At 73.4% G+C, this 20,660-nt stretch carries 14 protein-coding genes and 3 tRNA genes; 15 read left to right on the top strand and 2 right to left on the bottom strand.

The window, feature by feature from the left end; genetic code table 11:
• Positions 1–102: 102 nt before the first annotated feature.
• From AB0J00_RS00195 to rplL, 13 genes are all read left to right on the top strand, one after another.
• Positions 103–175: transfer RNA gene (locus AB0J00_RS00195), tRNA-Thr, on the top strand.
• Positions 176–232: 57 nt separating this feature from the next.
• Positions 233–306: transfer RNA gene (locus AB0J00_RS00190), tRNA-Met, on the top strand.
• 94 nt (positions 307–400) lie between these two features.
• Complete coding sequence (gene rpmG / locus AB0J00_RS00185; RefSeq protein WP_357738408.1) at positions 401–565, top strand: 50S ribosomal protein L33; 165 nt, start codon at positions 401–403, stop codon at positions 563–565.
• 51 nt (positions 566–616) lie between these two features.
• Complete coding sequence (locus tag AB0J00_RS00180) at positions 617–1,063, top strand: MaoC family dehydratase N-terminal domain-containing protein (protein WP_357738405.1); 447 nt, start codon at positions 617–619, stop codon at positions 1,061–1,063.
• Positions 1,060–1,485, top strand: a complete 426-nt coding sequence (locus tag AB0J00_RS00175; protein WP_357738402.1) for a MaoC/PaaZ C-terminal domain-containing protein — start codon at positions 1,060–1,062, stop codon at positions 1,483–1,485. The genes AB0J00_RS00180 and AB0J00_RS00175 overlap by 4 nt, the downstream gene beginning before the upstream one ends.
• 4 nt (positions 1,486–1,489) lie before the next feature.
• Positions 1,490–2,944, top strand: a complete 1,455-nt coding sequence (locus tag AB0J00_RS00170; protein ID WP_357738399.1) for a peptidase M1 — start codon at positions 1,490–1,492, stop codon at positions 2,942–2,944.
• A 199-nt stretch (positions 2,945–3,143) separates the two neighbouring features.
• A tRNA-Trp gene (locus tag AB0J00_RS00165) sits at positions 3,144–3,219 on the top strand.
• Positions 3,220–3,254: 35 nt separating this feature from the next.
• Positions 3,255–3,740 (top strand): preprotein translocase subunit SecE, encoded by a 486-nt coding sequence (secE, locus tag AB0J00_RS00160; RefSeq protein ID WP_357738396.1) that lies wholly within the window; start codon positions 3,255–3,257, stop codon positions 3,738–3,740.
• Between the two features lie 41 nt (positions 3,741–3,781).
• The gene (gene nusG / locus AB0J00_RS00155) at positions 3,782–4,693 is read left to right on the top strand and encodes a transcription termination/antitermination protein NusG (protein WP_357738393.1); all 912 of its coding nucleotides are present in this window, start codon (positions 3,782–3,784) and stop codon (positions 4,691–4,693) included.
• A 45-nt stretch (positions 4,694–4,738) separates the two neighbouring features.
• Entirely contained in the window at positions 4,739–5,167 is a 429-nt protein-coding gene (gene rplK, locus AB0J00_RS00150; RefSeq protein ID WP_357738390.1) for a 50S ribosomal protein L11, read from the top strand.
• A gap of 128 nt (positions 5,168–5,295) precedes the next feature.
• On the top strand, positions 5,296–6,015 hold the full coding sequence (gene rplA / locus AB0J00_RS00145; protein WP_357738387.1) for a 50S ribosomal protein L1: 720 nt from the start codon (positions 5,296–5,298) through the stop codon (positions 6,013–6,015).
• A gap of 355 nt (positions 6,016–6,370) precedes the next feature.
• Entirely contained in the window at positions 6,371–6,976 is a 606-nt protein-coding gene (gene rplJ / locus AB0J00_RS00140) for a 50S ribosomal protein L10 (RefSeq protein WP_357738384.1), read from the top strand.
• A 17-nt stretch (positions 6,977–6,993) separates the two neighbouring features.
• Positions 6,994–7,383 carry a 50S ribosomal protein L7/L12 gene (gene rplL / locus AB0J00_RS00135; RefSeq protein WP_357738381.1) on the top strand — a complete coding sequence of 130 codons (390 nt, stop codon included), beginning with the start codon at positions 6,994–6,996 and terminating at the stop codon, positions 7,381–7,383.
• Positions 7,384–7,522: 139 nt separating this feature from the next.
• Here the strand turns inward: rplL and AB0J00_RS00130 are convergent, their stop codons facing one another.
• Entirely contained in the window at positions 7,523–9,019 is a 1,497-nt protein-coding gene (locus AB0J00_RS00130; RefSeq protein ID WP_357738379.1) for an FAD-binding oxidoreductase, read from the bottom strand.
• 78 nt (positions 9,020–9,097) lie between these two features.
• The gene (locus AB0J00_RS00125) at positions 9,098–12,481 is read right to left on the bottom strand and encodes a BTAD domain-containing putative transcriptional regulator (protein ID WP_357738376.1); all 3,384 of its coding nucleotides are present in this window, start codon (positions 12,479–12,481) and stop codon (positions 9,098–9,100) included.
• A 695-nt stretch (positions 12,482–13,176) separates the two neighbouring features.
• On the opposite strand from AB0J00_RS00125, the gene rpoB reads away from it, so the two are divergent.
• Both rpoB and AB0J00_RS00115 read left to right on the top strand, forming a co-directional pair.
• Positions 13,177–16,569 carry a DNA-directed RNA polymerase subunit beta gene (gene rpoB / locus AB0J00_RS00120; RefSeq protein WP_357740101.1) on the top strand — a complete coding sequence of 1,131 codons (3,393 nt, stop codon included), beginning with the start codon at positions 13,177–13,179 and terminating at the stop codon, positions 16,567–16,569.
• A gap of 96 nt (positions 16,570–16,665) precedes the next feature.
• Positions 16,666–20,565, top strand: a complete 3,900-nt coding sequence (locus AB0J00_RS00115) for a DNA-directed RNA polymerase subunit beta' (protein WP_357738373.1) — start codon at positions 16,666–16,668, stop codon at positions 20,563–20,565.
• Positions 20,566–20,660 lie beyond the last annotated feature (95 nt).

Raw genomic sequence — 20,660 nt, 5'->3', positions numbered from 1 at the left:
GCTACAGTCCTCCGCGTCGCCGGGTCGGCGGCGGTGCCACCCCGGACCCCCCGCTGCAAGGCGGGGAAACGGATCGGGTAGAGTTCCTCCCGGCCCGACAACGCCCCTTTAGCTCAGTCGGCAGAGCGTCTCCATGGTAAGGAGAAGGTCTACGGTTCGATTCCGTAAAGGGGCTCGTAGCATGGACCCCGACCTCCGGGTCGGTCCTCGAGACCGACCCGCACGGTCGCCTGGCGGTGTAGCTCAGCCTGGTAGAGCAAGCGGCTCATAATCGCTGTGTCACCGGTTCAAGTCCGGTCACCGCTACTCCAGACGGACCCCGGCCTCCGGGGTCCGTCGTCGCGTCCGGCACCTGCCGGGCGCGTGCACCACCCGACCAGAACAAGGCGAGGAAGCACTCATGGCTGCCACTGACGTCCGTCCGAAGATCACCCTGGCGTGCCAGGAGTGCAAGAACCGCAACTACATCACCCGCAAGAACCGTCGGAACGACCCCGACCGGATCGAGCTGATGAAGTACTGCCCGAAGGACCGCAAGCACACGCTGCACCGCGAGACCCGCTGACCCAGCGGTAGCGCAGCCCGCGGGCTGCAGGACGAGCGAGAGGGCGGGAGCATGGCGCTGGACCCAGGACTGGTCGGGCGCAGCTACCCGCCCTCCGCCGTCTACGAGGTCGGGCGGGAGAAGATCGCCGAGTTCGCCACCGCGCTCGGTGACCCCGACCCGGCCTACCGCGACCCGGCCGCGGCCCGGGCGCTCGGCCACCCCGACGTCATCGCTCCGCCGACGTTCGCCATCGTGCTGAGCCTCGGCGCCGGGAACGTCGTCGTCGAGGACCCCGACGTGGCCCTCGACTACAGCCGCGTGGTGCACGGTGAGCAGCGGTTCACCCACCACCGCCCCATCCGGGCCGGGGACCGGCTGGTCGCCACCGCCTCCATCGACGCGGTGAAGACGATCGCGGGCAACGACATGCTCACCACCCGGGTCGACCTGGCCACCGAGGACGGCGAGCCGGTGTGCACCACCCGATCGATGCTCGTCGCGCGGGGCACGGCATGACCCGGCTGCGCGCCGCGGACGTCGCCGTCGGTACCGAGCTGCCCGAGCAGGTCTCGCGGGTCACCCGCGCGGACCTGGTCCGCTACGCCGGCGCGTCCGGCGACCTCAACGTCATCCACTGGAACGAGCGGGTCGCCCGCGAGGTCGGCCTGCCCGGGGTCATCGCCCACGGCATGCTCACCTCCGGCCTCACCGCCCGCGCGGTCACCGCGTGGGCCGGCGACCCCGGTGCGGTCGTCGAGTACCACGTGCGCTTCAGCCGGCCGGTCGTCGTCCCCGACGACGACGCCGGCGCCGAGCTCACCGTCCGCGGGCGCGTGGCAGCGGTCCTCGAGGGCGGTCAGGTGCGGGTCGACCTCACCGTCACCAGCGGCGGGGAGAAGGTCCTCTCCCTCGCCCGGGCCGTCGTCGCCCTGGGCTGACCCCGTGGCCGGGCGGCGGGTGCGGGCCCTCGCCGCGCTGCCCCTCGCGACCGCCCTGGCGCTGACCGGCTGCGGGGGCGACCCCGAGCGCCGGGCCGACCCGGCTCCGCCCACCGCCGACGCGGGCGGGTGCCCGAGCGAGCGTGCCGCTCCCGACCCCCACCGGCCCCGGGTCGACCTCCGGTTCTCGCTGGCCGACGACCGCCGCACCGTGACCGGCCGCGAGACCGTCGAGTTCACCCCCGATCTGCCCACCGCGGAGCTGGTCTTCCGGTTGCTGCCGAACGCGCCCGACGCCGCGGCGGAGGGGAACGCGCTCACCGTCGACGCCGTCACCGGCCCGGACGTCGCCGGCAGCGGCTACGAGCCGGCCGGCGGGGCCGGTCCCGGCGGGCTGCACGTCGTCCGGCTCGGCCGCACCCTCGCCCCCGGCGAGACCACCCGGGTCCGGCTCGACTTCACGACCCGGCTCGGGTCGGGCGGGTTCGACCGGCTGGGCGTCGCCGACGCGGTGTCGTGGTGGGGGAGCGGCGCCCCGCTGCTCGCGTGGGAGCCGGGCACCGGGTGGGCGCGCGACCCGTACGTGCCCCTGGTGGGGGAGACGGCGGTCAGCCCGGCTGCCGACACGACCGTGTCGGTGACCGCGCCGGCCGACCTCACCGTGCTGATGACCGGTGACCAGGAGGACCCCGTCCCCGCGGGCACCGGCCGGCGCACCTGGCGGGCGCACGAGCCGGCCGCCCGGGACGTCAGCGTCGCCGCCGGGGAGTTCACCACCGCGACCGAGCAGGCCGGGGACGTCCGCGTCACCAGCGGCGTGCTGGCCGACCAGGACGAGGACGGCGACCCGGACGGCGACCCGGACGGCCGGGCCCGGGAGCTGGCCGCGGCCACCGCGGACGCCGTCCGCGCGCTGTCGGAGCGCTTCGGCCCGTTCCCGTACCGGACGCTGACGGTGCCCCAGCTGCCCCCGTACGGCGGCGGGATCGAGTACCCGTCGTCGGTGCAGCTCGCCGTCCCGACCGGCGCGCGGCGGGTGCTCGTGCACGAGGTCGGGCACATGTGGTTCTACGGGATGGTCGGCAACTCCCAGTTCCGCGACCCGTGGCTGGACGAGTCGTTCGCCGGCTACACCGAGACGGTGACCGACCCGCTGCCCCCCGACGAGGTGGCCGACGCGCTGCGGCTGCCCGGCGGGGTCGGCGGCGCGATGTCCGACTTCCCGGACGACGACCGCTACGTCGCGACCGTGTACGAGAAGGGCGCGGCCGCGCTGGTGGCGGCGCGCGAGGCGGCGGGGGCGGCGGCGTTCGACGCGGCCGTGCGCTGCTACGTCGACGCCCGCGCCTGGGCGGTCGCCACCCCGGCCGACGTCGGGACGGCGCTGGCCGGGCTGCCGGCCGCGCTCGAGGTCCTCCGCGACGTCGGCGCGCTCGACGCCGACGACCTGCCCGACTGACCGCCGTACGCCCCCGGGCCAGGGACTGCTCCGGGGCGTGTTGGCCGGAGGGTGGGCGGGTCCCGTACACTCGTTGACCTGGGGCCGCGAGACCCCGCCACCGGCGTGCCCCGGTGCTCCTCTCCACGGAGCGACCGGGGCCTGTTCACGAGAGCGCCAGCTCGGGTGTGCGACGGTGGTGGAGCAGGCGGGTTCCCCTAGGGGTGTAGCTCAATTGGCAGAGCAGCGGTCTCCAAAACCGCAGGCTGCAGGTTCAAGTCCTGTCACCCCTGCCACACCATCCGACGACGACCGACACTTGCGAGGCGCTGTGAGCGAGAAGGACGGCGAGCCGACCGACGGCGCCCGCGCCGACGACGAGCTGACCGCCGAGGACATCGACGCGCAGTCGCCGGGTGTCGAGGACGCCGCCGAGCTGGAGGCGGCCGAGGCGGAGATCGCGGAGGAGGCCGAGTCCGACGAGGACAAGGTCGTCGCGACCCCCACCCGCCGCCGTCAGCGCCCCTCCTCCCGGCCCGCCGGCCGCACCGGTGGGGCCTCGCCGGCCCGCACCGGCGAGGGCACCCGCTCGCGCGCGGAGGCCGAGCGGGCCCGCGCCAAGGAGCTGCGCGACAAGCGCACGATCGGCCGGTTCCTCCGCGAGGTCGTCGCCGAGCTGCGCAAGGTGATCTGGCCCGGCCGCCGGGAGCTCATCACCTACACGACCGTGGTCATCGTCTTCGTCGCCGTCATGGTGGCGCTGGTGTCCGGACTCGACCTGGCCTTCGCCCAGGGCGTCCTCGCCGTCTTCGGCTGACCCGCCCCGCGACTGCACCGCACCGAGAAGGAAGAGACCCTGTGACCGACCCCCGCGAGCCCTTCGAGACCGACAGCGCCGTCGAGGGCACCGACCTCGACGACGCCCGTTTCGACGTGCGCGGCAGCGCCGACATCGAGACCGGTACCGACGACAGCACCGGCTCCGCCGAGGGGTCCAGCGACACCGCCGACCAGGACACCGCGAGCGGCACCGCCGACGTGACCCCGCTGGTCGAGAGCGGTGGCCGCGACAGCGTCGTCGGCGACCCGCTGGCCACCCCGGCCCCGGACCACGACCCGCTGGTGACCGAGACCCTCGCCGCCGCCGAGGCCGAGGACGAGGACCCGGTCGAGGCGCTCCGCAAGGCGCTGCGCATCGCCCCCGGCGACTGGTACGTCGTCCACTCCTACGCGGGCTACGAGAACAAGGTGAAGACCAACCTCGAGTCCCGCATCCAGTCGCTGGACATGGAGGACTTCATCTACCAGATCGAGGTGCCCACCGAGGAGGTCACCGAGATCAAGAACGGCAAGCGGACCCAGGTGAACCGCAAGGTGTTCCCCGGGTACCTGCTCGTCCGGATGGACCTCAACGACGAGTCGTGGGGCGCGGTGCGCAACACCCCCGGCGTCACCGGCTTCGTCGGCGCCACCTCGCGGCCCTCGCCGCTGACCCTGGACGAGGTCGTCAAGATCCTCGCCCCGGCCACCCAGCCCAAGCCGGCCGCGGCCGCCGAGGCGGCGCCCGCCGCCACCGGTGGCGGGGCTGCCGCGCCGGTCGTCGACTTCGAGGTCGGTGAGTCGGTGACCGTCATGGACGGCCCGTTCGCCACCCTCCCGGCGACCATCAACGAGATCAACGCCGAGCAGCAGAAGCTGCAGGTCCTGGTCTCCATCTTCGGCCGCGAGACGCCGGTCGAGCTGTCGTTCACCCAGGTCTCGAAGATCTGACCCGGGGCTCGCGCACCACCACCTGATTCGAAGAAGGAAGAAGTCATGCCCCCCAGGAAGCGGTTGACCGCGGTCATCAAGCTCCAGATCAACGCCGGTGCGGCCACCCCCGCGCCGCCCGTGGGCCCCGCCCTCGGTCAGCACGGCGTGAACATCATGGAGTTCTGCAAGGCGTACAACGCCGCGACCGAGTCGCAGCGCGGCAACGTCATCCCGGTCGAGATCTCGGTCTTCGAGGACCGGTCGTTCACCTTCGTCACCAAGACCCCGCCGGCGGCGCGCATGCTGCTCAAGGCCGCGGGTGTCGAGAAGGGCTCCGGCGAGCCGCACAAGACCAAGGTCGCCACGGTCACCCGTGACCAGGTCCGCGAGATCGCCCAGACCAAGATGGCCGACCTCAACGCCAACGACCTCGACCAGGCCGAGAAGATCATCGCCGGCACCGCCCGGTCGATGGGCATCACCGTCCAGTGACGGAAGCCGCGGGCTGACCGCGGCGTTGCACCACCGGGGTCCGACCGGACCCGGAGAGCACTCGTGGGAGGGCCTGCGCCAGGCCCGCGCACCACACGACCCCCGTCCCGGGGGGAAGGAGCACCACCATGGCGAAGCACGGCAAGAACTACCGCAAGGCCGCCGAGCTGGTCGACGAGAACACCCTGTACTCGCCGCTGCAGGCCGCCGGCCTGGCGAAGCAGACCTCGACCACCAAGTACGACGCGACCGTCGAGGTCGCGATCCGGCTGGGCGTCGACCCGCGCAAGGCCGACCAGATGGTCCGCGGCACGGTCAACCTGCCCCACGGCACCGGCAAGACCGCCCGCGTCATCGTCTTCGCGACCGGTGACAAGGCCGCCGAGGCCCAGGCCGCCGGTGCCGACGTCGTCGGCTCGGACGACCTGATCGAGCGCATCCAGGGTGGCTTCCTGGACTTCGACGCCGCGATCGCGACCCCCGACCAGATGGCCAAGGTCGGCCGCATCGCCCGCATCCTCGGCCCCCGCGGCCTGATGCCGAACCCGAAGACCGGCACCGTGACCCCCGACGTCACCAAGGCCGTCAACGACATCAAGGGCGGGAAGATCAACTTCCGCGTCGACAAGCAGGCCAACCTGCACCTGGTGATCGGCAAGGCCTCGTTCGACGAGGCCAAGCTGGTGGAGAACTACGCCGCCGCCCTCGACGAGGTGCTCCGCGCCAAGCCGTCCGCGGCCAAGGGCCGGTACGTCAAGAAGGTCACCGTCTCCACGACGATGGGCCCGGGCATCCCGGTCGACCCGAACCGCACCCGCAACCTGACGGTGGACGAGCCCTCCGCCTGACGCGCGCAGCTGTCCCGAACGGCGTCGCTCCCTCCCGGGAGCGGCGCCGTTCGGCGTTCGGCCGGGGGTGTGACCGACGCGGTACGTCGGGTGCCGCGGGAACGGTGTACTCTTCTCCTCGTTCCCCCCAAGACCGCTTGGTCGTCGCACGCCCGCGTGCGATCGAAGGTCCGGATCCTCGGACGGCCCGCGCAGGAGGACGGTTCGACGGCCGTGAGGTCGCCGCAGGCCCTGCCTGCCGGCCCCCGCGCTCCTCGCCCCGTGCGCCCTGCGCCGGGGCGTTCCTCGTCTCCGGGCCCCGATCGTCACGGGTGGGCCCCGTCCGGGTGGTCGCCCGACAGACGAGAGGAGGCCCATGCCCACGCAGGCCAAGAACGCCGCGATCGACGAGATCACCGAGCGTTTCCAGGCATCCAGCGCGGCCGTGCTCACCGAGTACCGCGGGCTGACCGTGGCGCAGCTGACCGAGCTGCGCCGTTCCCTCGGTGCGGGCAGCAGCTACGCCGTCGTCAAGAACACCCTGACGAAGCGGGCCGCGGACGCGGTCGGCCACGCCGACCTCGCGCCGCTGCTCTCCGGCCCGACCGCGATCGCCTTCATCGAGGGCGACCCGGTCAACGCGGCCAAGGCCATCCGTGACTTCTCGCGGGCCAACCCGCTGCTCGTCATCAAGGGTGGCGTGGTCGAGGGCCGCACGGTCGATGCCGCCGAGGTCTCGCGCCTCGCCGACGTCGAGCCCCGTGAGGTCCTGCTGGCCAAGCTGGCCGGCGCGATGAAGGGCAACCTGTCCAAGGCTGCCGGGCTGTTCCAGGCCCCGCTGTCGCAGGTCGCCCGGCTGGCCGCCGCGCTGCAGGAGAAGAAGCCCGCCGAGGGCGACGCTCCGGCCGCCGACACCGCTGCTGCTGACACCACCCCCGAGACCACCGACGCTGCCGCGGACACCGCGGCCAGCGACGCCTGAACCCAGAAGGAGACATCATGGCCAAGCTCTCGACCGACGAGCTGCTGGACGCGTTCAAGGAGATGACCCTCCTCGAGCTGTCCGACTTCGTGAAGCAGTTCGAGGAGACCTTCGAGGTCACCGCTGCTGCCCCCGTCGCCGTGGCCGCTGCCGGCCCCGCCGCCGGTGGCGCTGCCCCCGAGGCCGCCGCGGAGCAGGACGAGTTCGACGTCATCCTCGAGTCCGCCGGTGACAAGAAGATCCAGGTCATCAAGGAGGTGCGCGGCCTCACCTCGCTCGGCCTCAAGGAGGCCAAGGACCTGGTCGACGGCGCGCCCAAGCCGCTCCTGGAGAAGGTCGCCAAGGACGTCGCGGAGAAGGCCAAGGCTGCCCTCGAGGGCGCCGGCGCCACGGTCACCGTCAAGTGACCCCCCGCCCGGCGGCTCTGTACGCCGGGTAGGTCACGGTCACGTGGCCCCCCGCCCGGTCGTCTGACCGGGCACTGCACCACCTGCACCAACGACAAGGGGCCGTCCTCCTCGCGGAGGGCGGCCCCTTGTCGTGCTCTCAGGGGCGGACGACCTGGCCGACCCGCAGCACCCCGGCCGGGTCGTACTGCCCGGCGAGCTCGCGCAGCCAGTGCAGGGTGTCCGGGTCGTAGCGGCGGTCGACCAGCGCCGGGTCGGCGGTCGCGGCGAAGTTCGGCATCAGCCCGCCGGTCGACCACGGCTCCAGCGCCGCCACGACCTGGCCGGCGTGCGCCGCGACCTGCTCGGCGACCGGCGGTGCCGGCACGCCGATGACGGCGAGGGTGTACGCGGCCGACCGGTGGGAGAACGCGTCCCGGTGCGCCGGCGGACGGGCGTACGCCCCACCGAGCAGCCGCAGCTCCACGATGATCTGCGGCGAGCCGGAGCCCGGTCCGGCGAGGGCCAGCAGCCGGTCCACCGCCTCGGCCGGCAGCTCCCGCAGCAGCGCGGCGTCCTCGTGCACCGGCATCGGGTCGACCGGGTCGCTGTGCACCCGGCCGATCTCGGCGTACGGCAGCTCGCCGACGGCGTCGATGAGCACCGGGGCCGCTGCCCGCATCGGGGCGAGCGCCGCCTCCGCGACGGCCGGGTCGGCCACGCTGGCGTACCGGACGGCGACGGTCAGCCGGCCGGCCAGCGGCGGGGGCACCTGCGGCAGCGGGGGCAGCTGCTGGAGCGCCACGGACGTCGAGGCGTGCTCCGGCAGGGTCCGGCCCCAGTCGGCCCAGGCGTGCAGCACCGCCGCCGCGTCAGCACCGTCGAAGAACAGCGCCCCGCCGGTGAACGAGGCGACCTCGGGCAGGTCGATCTCCACCGCGGTGACGATGCCGAGGGTCGCCTTGCCGCCGCGGAGCCCGAAGAACAGATCGGGGTGCTCGTCCGGCGTCACCCGGCGCAGCTCGCCGTCGCCGGTCACCACCTCGAACGCGCGCACGGTGTCCGAGGAGAGTCCGTGCGAGCGCACCAGCGGGCCCACCCCGCCGCCGGTGAGGTAGCCGACGACGCCCACGTGCGGCGCGGAGCCCGCCAGCGGGGCAAGGCCGTGCGGCGCGGCTGCCTCGATGACCGTGCCCCAGCGCACGCCCGCACCCACCCGCGCCCAGCGCCCGGCCGGGTGCACCGTGCACTCGTCGAGCCGGCCGGTGTGCAGCAGCAGGACGTCGTCGGGCAGCGGCACCGCCCCGTGGCCGGTCGCGTGCACGGCCACCTGCAGGCCGTGCCGGGCGGCGAAGCGCACGGTGCGGGCGACGTCGCGGTCGTCGGCGGCGAGCACCACGGCCCGCGGCGCGCGCGGCACGGCGACGTTCCACGGGGTGGCCGCCGCGTAGCCGGGGTCGCCCGGCCGGGCCAGCTCGCCGGTCAGCTCCGCGGCGAGCTCGTCGAGCAGGTCGCCGCCGGACCGCTCGGCGGCCGGGACGGGCGCCGGGGCGGGGACGGCGGGGCCGTCGGCGGCGGTGGCGCCCCGCACGGTGCGGACCGCGCCGCGCAGGGTGCTGCCGACGGCGGTGCGGAGCGCGTTCAGGTCGGTGTTCATCGATTCCTCCGGTTCGGGGTGGCTTCGGCCCCGAACCTGGCGCAGCGGACTTGGCGTCTTCTTGGCGTCCGCTTGCGGTCACCGGCCGGGGGCGGTCCGGGCCCGGGCGGCGACCCCGGTCATCCCCAGCCGGTCCGCGTCCGCGGCCACCTCGGCCAGCCGGGCCCGCCGCCGGGCCGGGTCCGGGTCGAGCTCCGCGGCCACCGCCCGGCAGCGCAGCAGCGACGGCCGCCCGCCGGTGCGGCGCGCCAGGGCGGCCGCGGCGTCGAGGGCGCCCCGGGCGGACTCGCGGTCCCCGCACAGGGCGTGCAGCCGGCCCAGCGCCAGGTCGACCGGGCCGACGACGCCCACCTGCCCCACGTTGGCGACCAGCCCGGCGTCGGGGGTCAGCCGGGTGAGCAGCTCGTCGGCGAGGTGCCGCAGGCCCAGGTCGGCGACCACGTGCGCGAGCAGGACGAGGTGGGACAGCGCCGTCCACGGGGCCGCGCTCGGGACCTGCAGCCGTGCGGTCACGAGCTCTGCTGCCGCGGTCCGGTCCCCCAGGGCGGCGGCCACCGCGGCGGCGCCCCAGGGGACCGGCTCCCAGGAGCCGGTGTCCAGCGGTGGCAGCTCCGCCAGCCGGCCCTGGTCCCAGCGCAGCGCGATGAGGGCGGGGTCGGGGTCGCCCATGCCGTAGAGCTCGGTGGCGCGGTGCAGCTCGGCGGCCAGGTCGTGCGCCCGCTCGGCCTCCGCGAAGTCGCCGCGCCACTGGCTGAGCGTCGTGGCCAGCCAGCGCAGCTGCGCCCGGTAGACCGGCAACCGGAGCAGGTCGCTGCCGGCGACCGCCAGCCGGGCGTGCCCGCCGATCCGGTCGAGCTCGCCGAGGGAGAGCAGGGCGAGGGTCATGGCGTCGTGCGCCAGCACGTCGTCGACCCGGCTCTGCGCGTGCGGCAGCGCGAGCAGCCGGTCCAGGAGCCGCACCGACTCGGCGGCCCGGCCGGCCAGGCCCGACTGGGACAGGACCCGGCCGAGCAGCGCGTCGGCCAGGACGTCCGGGTCGCCGAGCGCCTCCGCTCGGTGCAGGGCGCGGGCGCTGAGCGTCTCCCGCAGCGCCGGGTCCGGCTCGTAGTAGCTGCCGACGGCGAGCGCCGCGAGCACCCGCACGTGGGCGGCCGGGTCCCCGGCCACCAGCGGTTCGACGGCCGCGAGCCGGTCGCGCAGCGGGCCGGGGTCCTCGCCGTAGGCGGCCCACGGCCACGAGCCCGCGCTCCGCAGCAGGACGGCGACCAGCCGGCCGGCGGTGGCGGTGCGCCCGGCGCGGACCGCGTCCAGCAGACCCTCGGCGACCACCTCCTGCACCGTCTGCCCGCGGCCGGCCCGGGCCAGCGCGGTGACCCGGGCGATGAGCAGGTCGTCCCGCTCCTCCGCCCAGGTCGCGCCGCGGGGGAGCAGCTCGGCGGTCCGCAGCGCGGCGCCCCACCAGTGCGCCGCGCTCTCCGAGCTCCAGCGCTCCTCGGCGTCCCGGGCGGCGGCGCGGCACACCGCGACCACCTCCACCGGATCGGCCAGGGGGAGCGCCGCGAGCAGGTGGCCGGCCCGCTCGGCCAGCCGGTCGCCCCCGGCACCGGCCAGCGCGGCGGCCACCCGGGCGTGCAGCCGCTGGCGGCGGGGCGGCGGCAGCTCGGCCAGCACGGCCTCCCGGAGCAGCCCGTGGGCGAACGCGTACGCCCCGCCGTCGGGGGTGCACACGACCAGCCGCTCGTCGGCCGCGTCGTCGAGGCGGTCGGCCAGCGTGTCGGCGTCCAGGCCGGTGACGGCGGTCAGCAGTTCGACGTCCAGCACGTCGCCGGCGACCGCGGCGGCGCGCAGCACCTGCCGCACCGCCGGGTCCAGGCCGGTCAGCCGGCGGCCCAGCACGGTGCGGACGGCGAACGGGATGCCCTCGCCCAGCCGCTCGGACGGCGGCAGCCGGGCGTACTCGCAGACGAACAGCGGGTTGCCGCCGGTCCGCTCGGCCAGCAGGAACGCCTCGCTGGGCCGCAGCCGCTCGGCGGCCACCTGGTCGGCCAGCACGCTCACCTCCGCGGCGGCCAGCGGCGGGACGGCGAGCTGGCAGGTGCCGTCGGCCCGGGCGGTGGCGGCGACCAGGTCGGCGACCGCGGGCCCGGCCTCCCCGTCGCGGACGGTCAGCACGACCAGCACCGGCACGTCGCGCAGCGTCCCGGCCAGCGACGCGAGGCAGCGCAGCGTCGTCCGGTCGGCCCACTGCGCGTCGTCGACGACCAGCGCGAGCGGCCGGCCGGGGTCGGCCGCAGCGGCCACCAGCCGGTGCACCCGGTCGTAGACGGCGAACCGGGCGGCGTCGGCGTCCACCCCGGCGGGCGGCACGAGCACCTCGTCGGGGTCCGCGCCGAGCGCGCGGACGGCCGGGCGCAGCGGCCACCAGGCGGGCGTGCCCTCGTCGTCCGGGCAGCGCACCCACACCTCCCGGCCGCCGGCGGCGACCACCCGGGCCGCGGCCTCCTGCGCCAGCCGGCTCTTGCCGATCCCGGCCGGCCCGCACAGCAGCAGCCACCGGGTGCGGCCGGCGGTCACGTCCGCCAGCACCCGGTCGAGCTCGCCCAGCTCGCGCGCGCGGCCGACGAGGGTGGTGGGCGGCGCGGGGGCGGGCGCCGGTGCCGGTGGCTCGGCCGGGGCCGGTGCCGAGGGCGGCGGGGGACCCGGCCGGTGCAGCAGCGCGGGGTCCTGCCGGAGCACCGCCGCCTGCAGGTCGCGCAGCCGCGGTCCGGGCTCGAGCCCCAGCTCGTCGGCGAGGGTGCGGGCGTGCCGGGCCCAGACCTCCAGCGCCTCGGCCGACCGACCGGCCCGGTGCAGCGCCAGCACCTGCAGCTCGGCGGCGCGCTCGCGCAGCGGGTGCTCGGCGCGCAGGGCGGTCAGCTCGGCCAGCGCCGCGCCGGTCCGGCCGGTCGCCAGGAGGGCGGCGGCCAGCGTCTCCCGGCACTCCGCCCGCTGCTCGTCCAGCCGCACCCGCTCGACCTGCACCCACGGCTCGTCGGCCAGGTCGGCCAGCAGCGGCCCCCGCCAGCGGTCGAGCGCGGTGGCGGCGGCACCGGCGGCGGCCGACCAGTCGCCGCGCTCCCCGGCGGCCCGCGCCTGCTCGGCGCCGTCGGTGAACGCGACCAGGTCGACCGCCGCCGCCGGCACGTCGAGCACGTAGCCGGGGGCCTGGCGGCGCAGCGGGGAGCCGGCGCCGGCGGGGGAGCGCAGCACCCGGCGGAGGTTGGACACGTACGCCTGCAGGCCGGCGCGCACGCTGGGCGGCACTGCGGCGCCCCAGACGGCGTCGACCAGCCGGTCGGTGGAGACCACCCGGCCGCGGTCGAGCAGCAGGACCGCCAGGACGGCGCGCTGCTTCGGCGCCCCCAGGTCGACCGGTGCGCCGTCGCGGAGCACCTCGAGCGGGCCGAGCAGCCTGTACTCCACGGGTCCCCCCGTCGTCCCCGCGATCCGACCTGGTCCGGCCCGCGCCCGGGCGCGGGCGAGTGTAGGGGCCCGGACGCGCCCGGCGGGGGCTCCGCTGCGCGCGGGCACCGGGACGCCGGCCGGGGGCGCCGGACCACCCGCGAGGTCACCCGCGCGTCGCCCGGTCTTCGTCCACCGGTCCGGCGTGGCAGTCCCACGGCGGGCCCGGCACTGGCATCATCGACCGCGGCAGCACGCCGCCCGAGCTGCCCCCGCGGTCCGCCGCGGGCAGCGCCCCCGGGCGCCGGCCACCCCTCGCGGGTGGGTCCCCGGTCCCGCACCCGCCGGTGCGGGACCCGGCGTGGACACCGGCGCGGATCAGGGGTAGGGTCTCCTGTTGCGCTGCCCTCTGACTGCCTGCCCGCCGAGCCGGGTCACCAGGGGTGCCCGGGAACGGCCCCGGGTGACCCTGTGTCGACCTCCGTGGCGGGGCCCGGCGTCCGCGGTCAGCCTCGCCGACACCAACGACGACCCCCGGCCTCGACACGCCGAACAGCACTCCCCGCCCGCACGTCGTGAGGTCCTTGGAAGGACGCATCTTGGCAGGCTCTCGCCCCACCAGCATCACCCCCGGCACCACCGAGTCCAGCTCCACCCAGACCACCCCGCAGGAGCCGCAGGCCGGCGTCCGCACCGGCGGCGCCGACGCGCAGAAGATCCCCGGCGCGCCGCTCCGCGTCTCGTTCGCGAAGATCCACGAGCCCCTCGAGGTGCCGGACCTGCTCGCGCTGCAGACCGCCTCCTTCGAGTGGCTGGTCGGCAGCCAGAAGTGGCGGGCCACCCTGGCGCCCGAGGAGCAGGCCGACGCCATCGGCGGTCTGGCCGAGATCCTCGAGGAGATCTCCCCGATCGAGGACTTCAGCGGCTCGATGTCGCTGTCCTTCTCCAACCCGCGCTTCGAGGACGTCAAGGCGTCCCTCGAGGAGTGCAAGGACAAGGACATGACCTACGCGGCGCCGCTGTTCGTCACCGCCGAGTTCATGAACAACACCACCGGCGAGATCAAGAGCCAGACGGTGTTCATGGGCGACTTCCCGATCATGACGAGCAAGGGCACGTTCGTCATCAACGGGACCGAGCGCGTCGTCGTCTCGCAGCTGGTCCGCAGCCCGGGCGTCTACTTCGACAAGACCCTGGACAAGACGTCGGACAAGGACGTCTACAGCGCCAAGGTCATCCCCAGCCGCGGTGCGTGGCTGGAGTTCGACGTCGACAAGCGCGACACCGTCGGCGTCCGCATCGACCGCAAGCGCCGCCAGCCGGTCAGCGTCCTGCTCAAGGCCCTCGGCTGGACCGAGGACCGCATCCGCGAGCACTTCCAGTGGTCGCCCACGATGCTGGCCACCCTGGAGAAGGACCACATCGCCGGCCAGGACGAGGCGCTGCTCGACATCTACCGCAAGCTGCGCCCGGGCGAGCCGCCGACGCGTGAGTCGGCGCAGGCGCTGCTGGAGAACCTGTTCTTCAACTCCAAGCGCTACGACCTGGCCAAGGTCGGCCGCTACAAGGTGAACAAGAAGCTGGGCGTCGAGATCCCCGTCCCGACGACCACGCTGACCGAGGACGACATCGTCGCCACCATCGAGTACGTGGTGCGCCTGCACGCGGGCGAGCCCGACCACGGCGTCGACGACATCGACCACTTCGGCAACCGCCGCCTGCGCACCGTCGGCGAGCTGATCCAGAACCAGATCCGGGTCGGCCTCTCCCGCATGGAGCGCGTCGTCCGCGAGCGGATGACGACCCAGGACGTCGAGGCGATCACGCCGCAGACCCTGATCAACATCCGGCCGGTCGTCGCCTCCATCAAGGAGTTCTTCGGCACCAGCCAGCTGTCCCAGTTCATGGACCAGACCAACCCGCTCGCGGGCCTGACCCACAAGCGCCGCCTGTCGGCGCTGGGTCCGGGTGGTCTGTCCCGTGAGCGGGCCGGCATGGAGGTCCGCGACGTGCACCCGAGCCACTACGGCCGGATGTGCCCGATCGAGACCCCTGAGGGCCCGAACATCGGCCTGATCGGCTCGCTGTCGTCCTACGGCCGGGTCAACGCGTTCGGCTTCATCGAGACGCCGTACCGCAAGGTCGTCAACGGTGTGGTCAGCGACCAGATCGACTACCTGACCGCCGACGAGGAGGACCGCTTCGTCGTCGCCCAGGCGAACTCGCCGCTGGACGCGCAGGGCCGGTTCGCCGAGGACCGCGTCCTGGTCCGCACCAAGGGCGGCGAGGTCGACTACCTCGTCCCGGAGAACGTCGACTACATGGACGTCTCGCCGCGGCAGATGACCTCGGTCGCGACGGCGATGATCCCGTTCCTCGAGCACGACGACGCCAACCGCGCGCTCATGGGCGCGAACATGCAGCGCCAGGCCGTGCCGCTGCTCCGCTCGGAGGCCCCGCTCGTGGGCACCGGCATGGAGCTGCGCGCCGCGGTCGACGCCGGCGACGTCGTGGTGGCCGAGAAGGCCGGTGTGGTCGAGGACTCCACCGCCGACTACGTCACCGTGATGGCCGACGACGGCACCCGGCAGACCTACCGCCTGCTGAAGTTCCGTCGCTCGAACCAGGGCACCTCGATCAACCAGACCCCGGTCGTCGAGGAGGGCCAGCGGGTCGAGGTCGGCCAGGTCGTCGCCGACGGTCCGTGCACCGACCAGGGTGAGATGGCGCTGGGCAAGAACCTGCTCGTCGCCTTCATGCCGTGGGAGGGCCACAACTACGAGGACGCGATCATCCTGTCGCAGCGCCTCGTGCAGGACGACGTCCTGTCCTCGATCCACATCGAGGAGTTCGAGGTCGACGCCCGCGACACCAAGCTCGGTGCCGAGGAGATCACCCGGGACATCCCGAACGTCTCCGAGGAGGTCCTCGCCGACCTCGACGAGCGCGGCATCATCCGCATCGGTGCCGAGGTCGTCCCCGGCGACATCCTCGTCGGCAAGGTCACGCCCAAGGGCGAGACCGAGCTGACCCCCGAGGAGCGGCTGCTCCGCGCGATCTTCGGTGAGAAGGCGCGCGAGGTCCGCGACACGTCGTTGAAGGTCAAGCACGGCGAGTCCGGCAAGGTCATCGGCGTCCGGGTCTTCTCCCGCGAGGACGGCGACGAGCTGCCCGCCGGCGTGAACGAGCTCATCCGGGTCTACGTGGCCCAGATGCGCAAGATCAGCGACGGCGACAAGCTGGCCGGCCGCCACGGCAACAAGGGCGTCATCTCCAAGATCCTGCCGGTCGAGGACATGCCGTTCCTCGAGGACGGCACCCCGGTCGACATCGTGCTCAACCCGCTGGGCGTGCCCGGCCGGATGAACATCGGCCAGGTGCTGGAGACCCACCTCGGGTGGATCGCCAAGTCCGGCTGGCAGGTCGAGGGCACCCCGGAGTGGGCCGCCAAGCTGCCCGACGCCGCCCGCTCGGCCGCCCCGGGCACCCGCACCGCCACCCCGGTGTTCGACGGTGCGCGGGAGGAGGAGCTCATCGGGCTGCTCGGCTCGACCATCCCGAACCGGGACGGCGACCGGATGGTCCAGGAGACCGGCAAGGCCCGGCTGTTCGACGGCCGGTCCGGGGAGCCCTTCCCCGAGCCGATCTCGGTGGGCTACGTCTACATCCTGAAGCTGCTGCACCTGGTCGACGACAAGATCCACGCCCGTTCGACCGGCCCGTACTCGATGATCACGCAGCAGCCGCTGGGTGGTAAGGCGCAGTTCGGTGGCCAGCGCTTCGGCGAGATGGAGTGCTGGGCGATGCAGGCCTACGGCGCGGCCTACGCGCTGCAGGAGCTGCTCACCATCAAGTCCGACGACATCCTCGGCCGCGTCAAGGTGTACGAGGCGATCGTCAAGGGCGAGAACATCCCGGAGCCGGGCATCCCGGAGTCGTTCAAGGTGCTGCTCAAGGAGCTCCAGTCGCTCTGCCTGAACGTGGAGGTCCTCTCCAGCGACGGCAACGCGATCGAGCTGCGCGACACCGACGACGAGGTCTTCCGGGCCGCGGAGGAGCTGGGCATCGACCTGTCCCGCCGCGAGCCCTCCAGCGTCGAGGACGTCTGATCGGCAGCCGGCCGGCCCTGGCACCCAGGGCCGGCCGGCCAGCCTCCCCGACAACAGCAGAAGTGCAGTACCTAGCCCCCTGAAAGGGGTCACTCAGTGCTCGACGTCAACTTCTTCGACGAGCTGCGCATCGGCCTGGCCAGCGGCGACGACATCCGTCAGTGGTCGCACGGCGAGGTGAAGAAGCCCGAGACCATCAACTACCGCACCCTCCGCCCGGAGAAGGACGGTCTGTTCTGCGAGAAGATCTTCGGTCCCACCCGGGACTGGGAGTGCTACTGCGGCAAGTACAAGCGCGTCCGCTTCAAGGGCATCATCTGCGAGCGCTGCGGCGTCGAGGTGACCCGCGCCAAGGTGCGCCGTGAGCGGATGGGCCACATCGAGCTGGCCGCCCCGGTCACCCACATCTGGTTCTTCAAGGGCGTCCCCTCGCGCCTGGGCTACCTGCTCGACCTGGCGCCCAAGGACCTCGAGAAGATCATCTACTTCGCCGCCTACATGATCACCTCGGTCGACGACGAGGCGCGCCACCGCGACCTCCCGACCATCGAGGCCGAGATGAGCGCGGAGAAGCACAACCTCGAGACCCGCCGGGACGGCGACGTGGAGGCCCGCCAGCAGAAGCTGGAGGCCGACCTCGCCGAGCTGGAGGCCGAGGGTGCCAAGTCCGACGTGCGCCGCAAGGTGCGCGAGGGCGGCGAGCGCGAGATGCGCCAGCTCCGCGACCGCGCGCAGCGGGAGATCGACCGCCTCGACGAGGTGATCGACACCTTCCGCAAGCTCGAGGTCAAGCAGCTCATCGCCGACGAGGGCCTCTACCGCGAGCTGCGCGACCGCTTCGGTGAGTACTTCGAGGGCGGCATGGGCGCCGCGGCGCTGCAGAAGCTGCTCGCCGGCTTCGACCTCGAGGCCGAGGCCGTCTCGCTGCGCGAGACCATCCGCACCGGCAAGGGCCAGCGCAAGCTGCGCGCGCTCAAGCGGCTCAAGGTCGTGGCTGCCTTCCAGCAGACCTCGAACTCGCCGATGGGCATGGTGCTCGACTGCGTCCCGGTCATCCCGCCGGACCTGCGCCCGATGGTGCAGCTCGACGGTGGCCGCTTCGCGACCAGCGACATGAACGACCTGTACCGGCGCGTGATCAACCGGAACAACCGCCTCAAGCGGCTGCTCGACCTGGGCGCTCCGGAGATCATCGTCAACAACGAGAAGCGGATGCTCCAGGAGTCCGTGGACGCGCTGTTCGACAACGGCCGGCGCGGCCGTCCGGTCACCGGTCCGGGCAACCGCCCGCTGAAGTCCCTGAGCGACCTGCTCAAGGGCAAGCAGGGCCGGTTCCGCCAGAACCTGCTGGGCAAGCGCGTCGACTACTCCGGCCGTTCGGTCATCGTCGTCGGCCCGCAGCTGAAGCTGCACCAGTGCGGTCTGCCCAAGCAGATGGCGCTGGAGCTGTTCAAGCCCTTCGTCATGAAGCGGCTGGTCGACCTCAACCACGCGCAGAACATCAAGTCCGCCAAGCGGATGGTGGAGCGCGCGCGCCCGGTCGTCTGGGACGTGCTCGAGGAGGTCATCACCGAGCACCCGGTGCTGCTCAACCGCGCACCCACGCTGCACCGCCTCGGCATCCAGGCCTTCGAGCCCCAGCTGGTCGAGGGCAAGGCCATCCAGATCCACCCGCTCGTCTGCACCGCGTTCAACGCGGACTTCGACGGTGACCAGATGGCGGTGCACCTGCCGCTGTCGGCCGAGGCGCAGGCCGAGGCCCGGATCCTGATGCTGAGCTCCAACAACATCCTGAGCCCGGCCGACGGTCGTCCGATCACCGCGCCGACCCAGGACATGGTGCTGGGCCTGTACCACCTGACGACCCTCGCGGCGTCGGCGGAGCTGGCCGAGGGCGAGCTGCCCAAGGCCTACGGCTCCACCGCCGAGGCGATCATGGCCTACGACAAGGGCTCGCTGGGTCTGCAGGAGCGGGCGCTCATCCGGGTCGACGAGGTCTTCGGCGTCGACAACGGCCCGAACGCCGCGTGGGAGGCCCCCGAGGGCTGGGAGCCCGGCCGGCCGGCCGTCATCTCCACCAGCCTGGGCCGGGTCCTGTTCAACGAGGCCCTGCCGGAGGACTACCGGTTCGTCAACTACCAGGTGCCGAAGAAGGCGCTGGGCGCGATCGTCAACGACCTCGCCGAGCGCTACCCCAAGGTCATGGTCGCGGCGACCCTGGACGCCCTCAAGGCCGCCGGCTTCCGCTGGGCGACCCGCTCGGGCGTCACGATCGCCATCGACGACGTCGTCACCCCGCCGGTCAAGCAGCAGATCCTGGACCGGCACGAGGACGAGGCCCGCAAGATCGAGCGCCAGTACGAGCGCGGTGTCATCACCGACTCCGAGCGTCGTGCCGAGCTCATCGAGATCTGGACCCGCGCGCGGGCCGAGGTCAGCCAGGCGATGGTCGACAACTTCCCGACCACCAACCCGGTCTGGGTCATGGTCAACTCGGGTGCCCGAGGCAACATGATGCAGATCAGCCAGATCGCCGGCATGCGTGGTCTGGTCGCCAACCCGAAGGGCGAGATCATCCCGCGGCCGATCAAGGCCAACTTCCGGGAGGGTCTGTCCGTGCTGGAGTACTTCATCTCCACGCACGGTGCCCGCAAGGGCCTGGCCGACACGGCGCTGCGCACCGCCGACTCCGGGTACCTCACCCGCCGGCTGGTCGACGTCTCGCAGGACGTCATCATCCGCGAGGAGGACTGCGGCACCGAGCGCGGCGTCATCATGCCGATCGGCACCGTCGTCGACGGCAAGGTCACCCGGGACGCCCACGTGGAGACCAGCGTCTACGCCCGCTCCCTGGCCGCCGACGTGGTGGCCGAGGACGGCACGGTCATCGCGACGGCCGGGTCCGACCTGGGCGACGTGCTGATCAGCCAGCTGGTCGACGCGAACGTGTCCGAGGTCAAGGTCCGCTGCGTGCTCACCTGCGAGTCGCTGCTGGGCACCTGCGCCACCTGCTACGGCCGGTCGCTCGCGACCGGCAAGCTGGTGGACGTCGGCGAGGCGGTCGGCATCATCGCCGCCCAGTCGATCGGTGAGCCCGGCACCCAGCTGACGATGCGCACCTTCCACACCGGTGGTGTCGCGGGTGAGGACATCACCCACGGTCTGCCGCGTGTGGTGGAGCTCTTCGAGGCCCGCGTCCCCAAGGGCAAGGCCCCGATCGCCGAGCTGGCCGGCTCCGTCCGGATCGAGGACGGCGAGCAGTTCCGCAAGCTGACCATCACCCCGGACGACGGTTCGGACGAGGTCGTCTACGAGAAGCTGTCGCGTCGCTCGCGGCTGCGGGTCGAGGACGGCGGCCACGTCGAGGTCGGCGAGCAGCTGACCGAGGGTGCGGTCGACCCGCACGAGGTGCTGCGGATCATGGGCCCGCGCGAGGTGCAGCTGCACCTGGTCCGCGAGGTCCAGGAGGTCTACCGCAGCCAGGGTGTGTCGATCCACGACAAGCACATCGAGGTGATCATCCGGCAGATGCTGAAGCGGGTGACCATCATCGACTCGGGCGCGACGGAGTTCCTGCCCGGTGCGCTGGTCGAGCGGACGCTGTTCGAGACCGAGAACCGCCGGGTCGTCGCCGAGGGCGGCGAGCCCGCCTCGGCCCGCCCGGTGCTGATGGGCATCACCAAGGCGTCGCTGGCGACGGAGTCGTGGCTGTCCGCGGCCTCGTTCCAGGAGACGACCAAGGTGCTGACCGACGCCGCGATCCAGGGCAAGAGCGACAGCCTGCTCGGGCTCAAGGAGAACGTGATCATCGGCAAGCTGATCCCGGCCGGTACCGGCATCAGCCGCTACCGGAACATCACGGTCGAGCCCACCGAGGAGGCGCGCGCCGCCGTCTACACGATGGCCGGCTACGACGACGGGCAGTACTACAGCCCGGACGTCTTCGGGTCGGGCTCCGGCGAGGCGGTCCGCCTCGAGGAGTACGACTGGCGCTGATGCGCTGACGAACGCGAAGGGCCCCGCACACCTCGGTGTGCGGGGCCCTTCCGCGTCCGGCGTCACGTGACGCAACCGGCCCCGTCCGTCCCGCT

This window comes from Modestobacter sp. NPDC049651, from assembly GCF_040659695.1.
Classification (GTDB): domain Bacteria; phylum Actinomycetota; class Actinomycetes; order Mycobacteriales; family Geodermatophilaceae; genus Modestobacter.
This window is presented reverse-complemented; position numbering and strand designations above follow the sequence as displayed.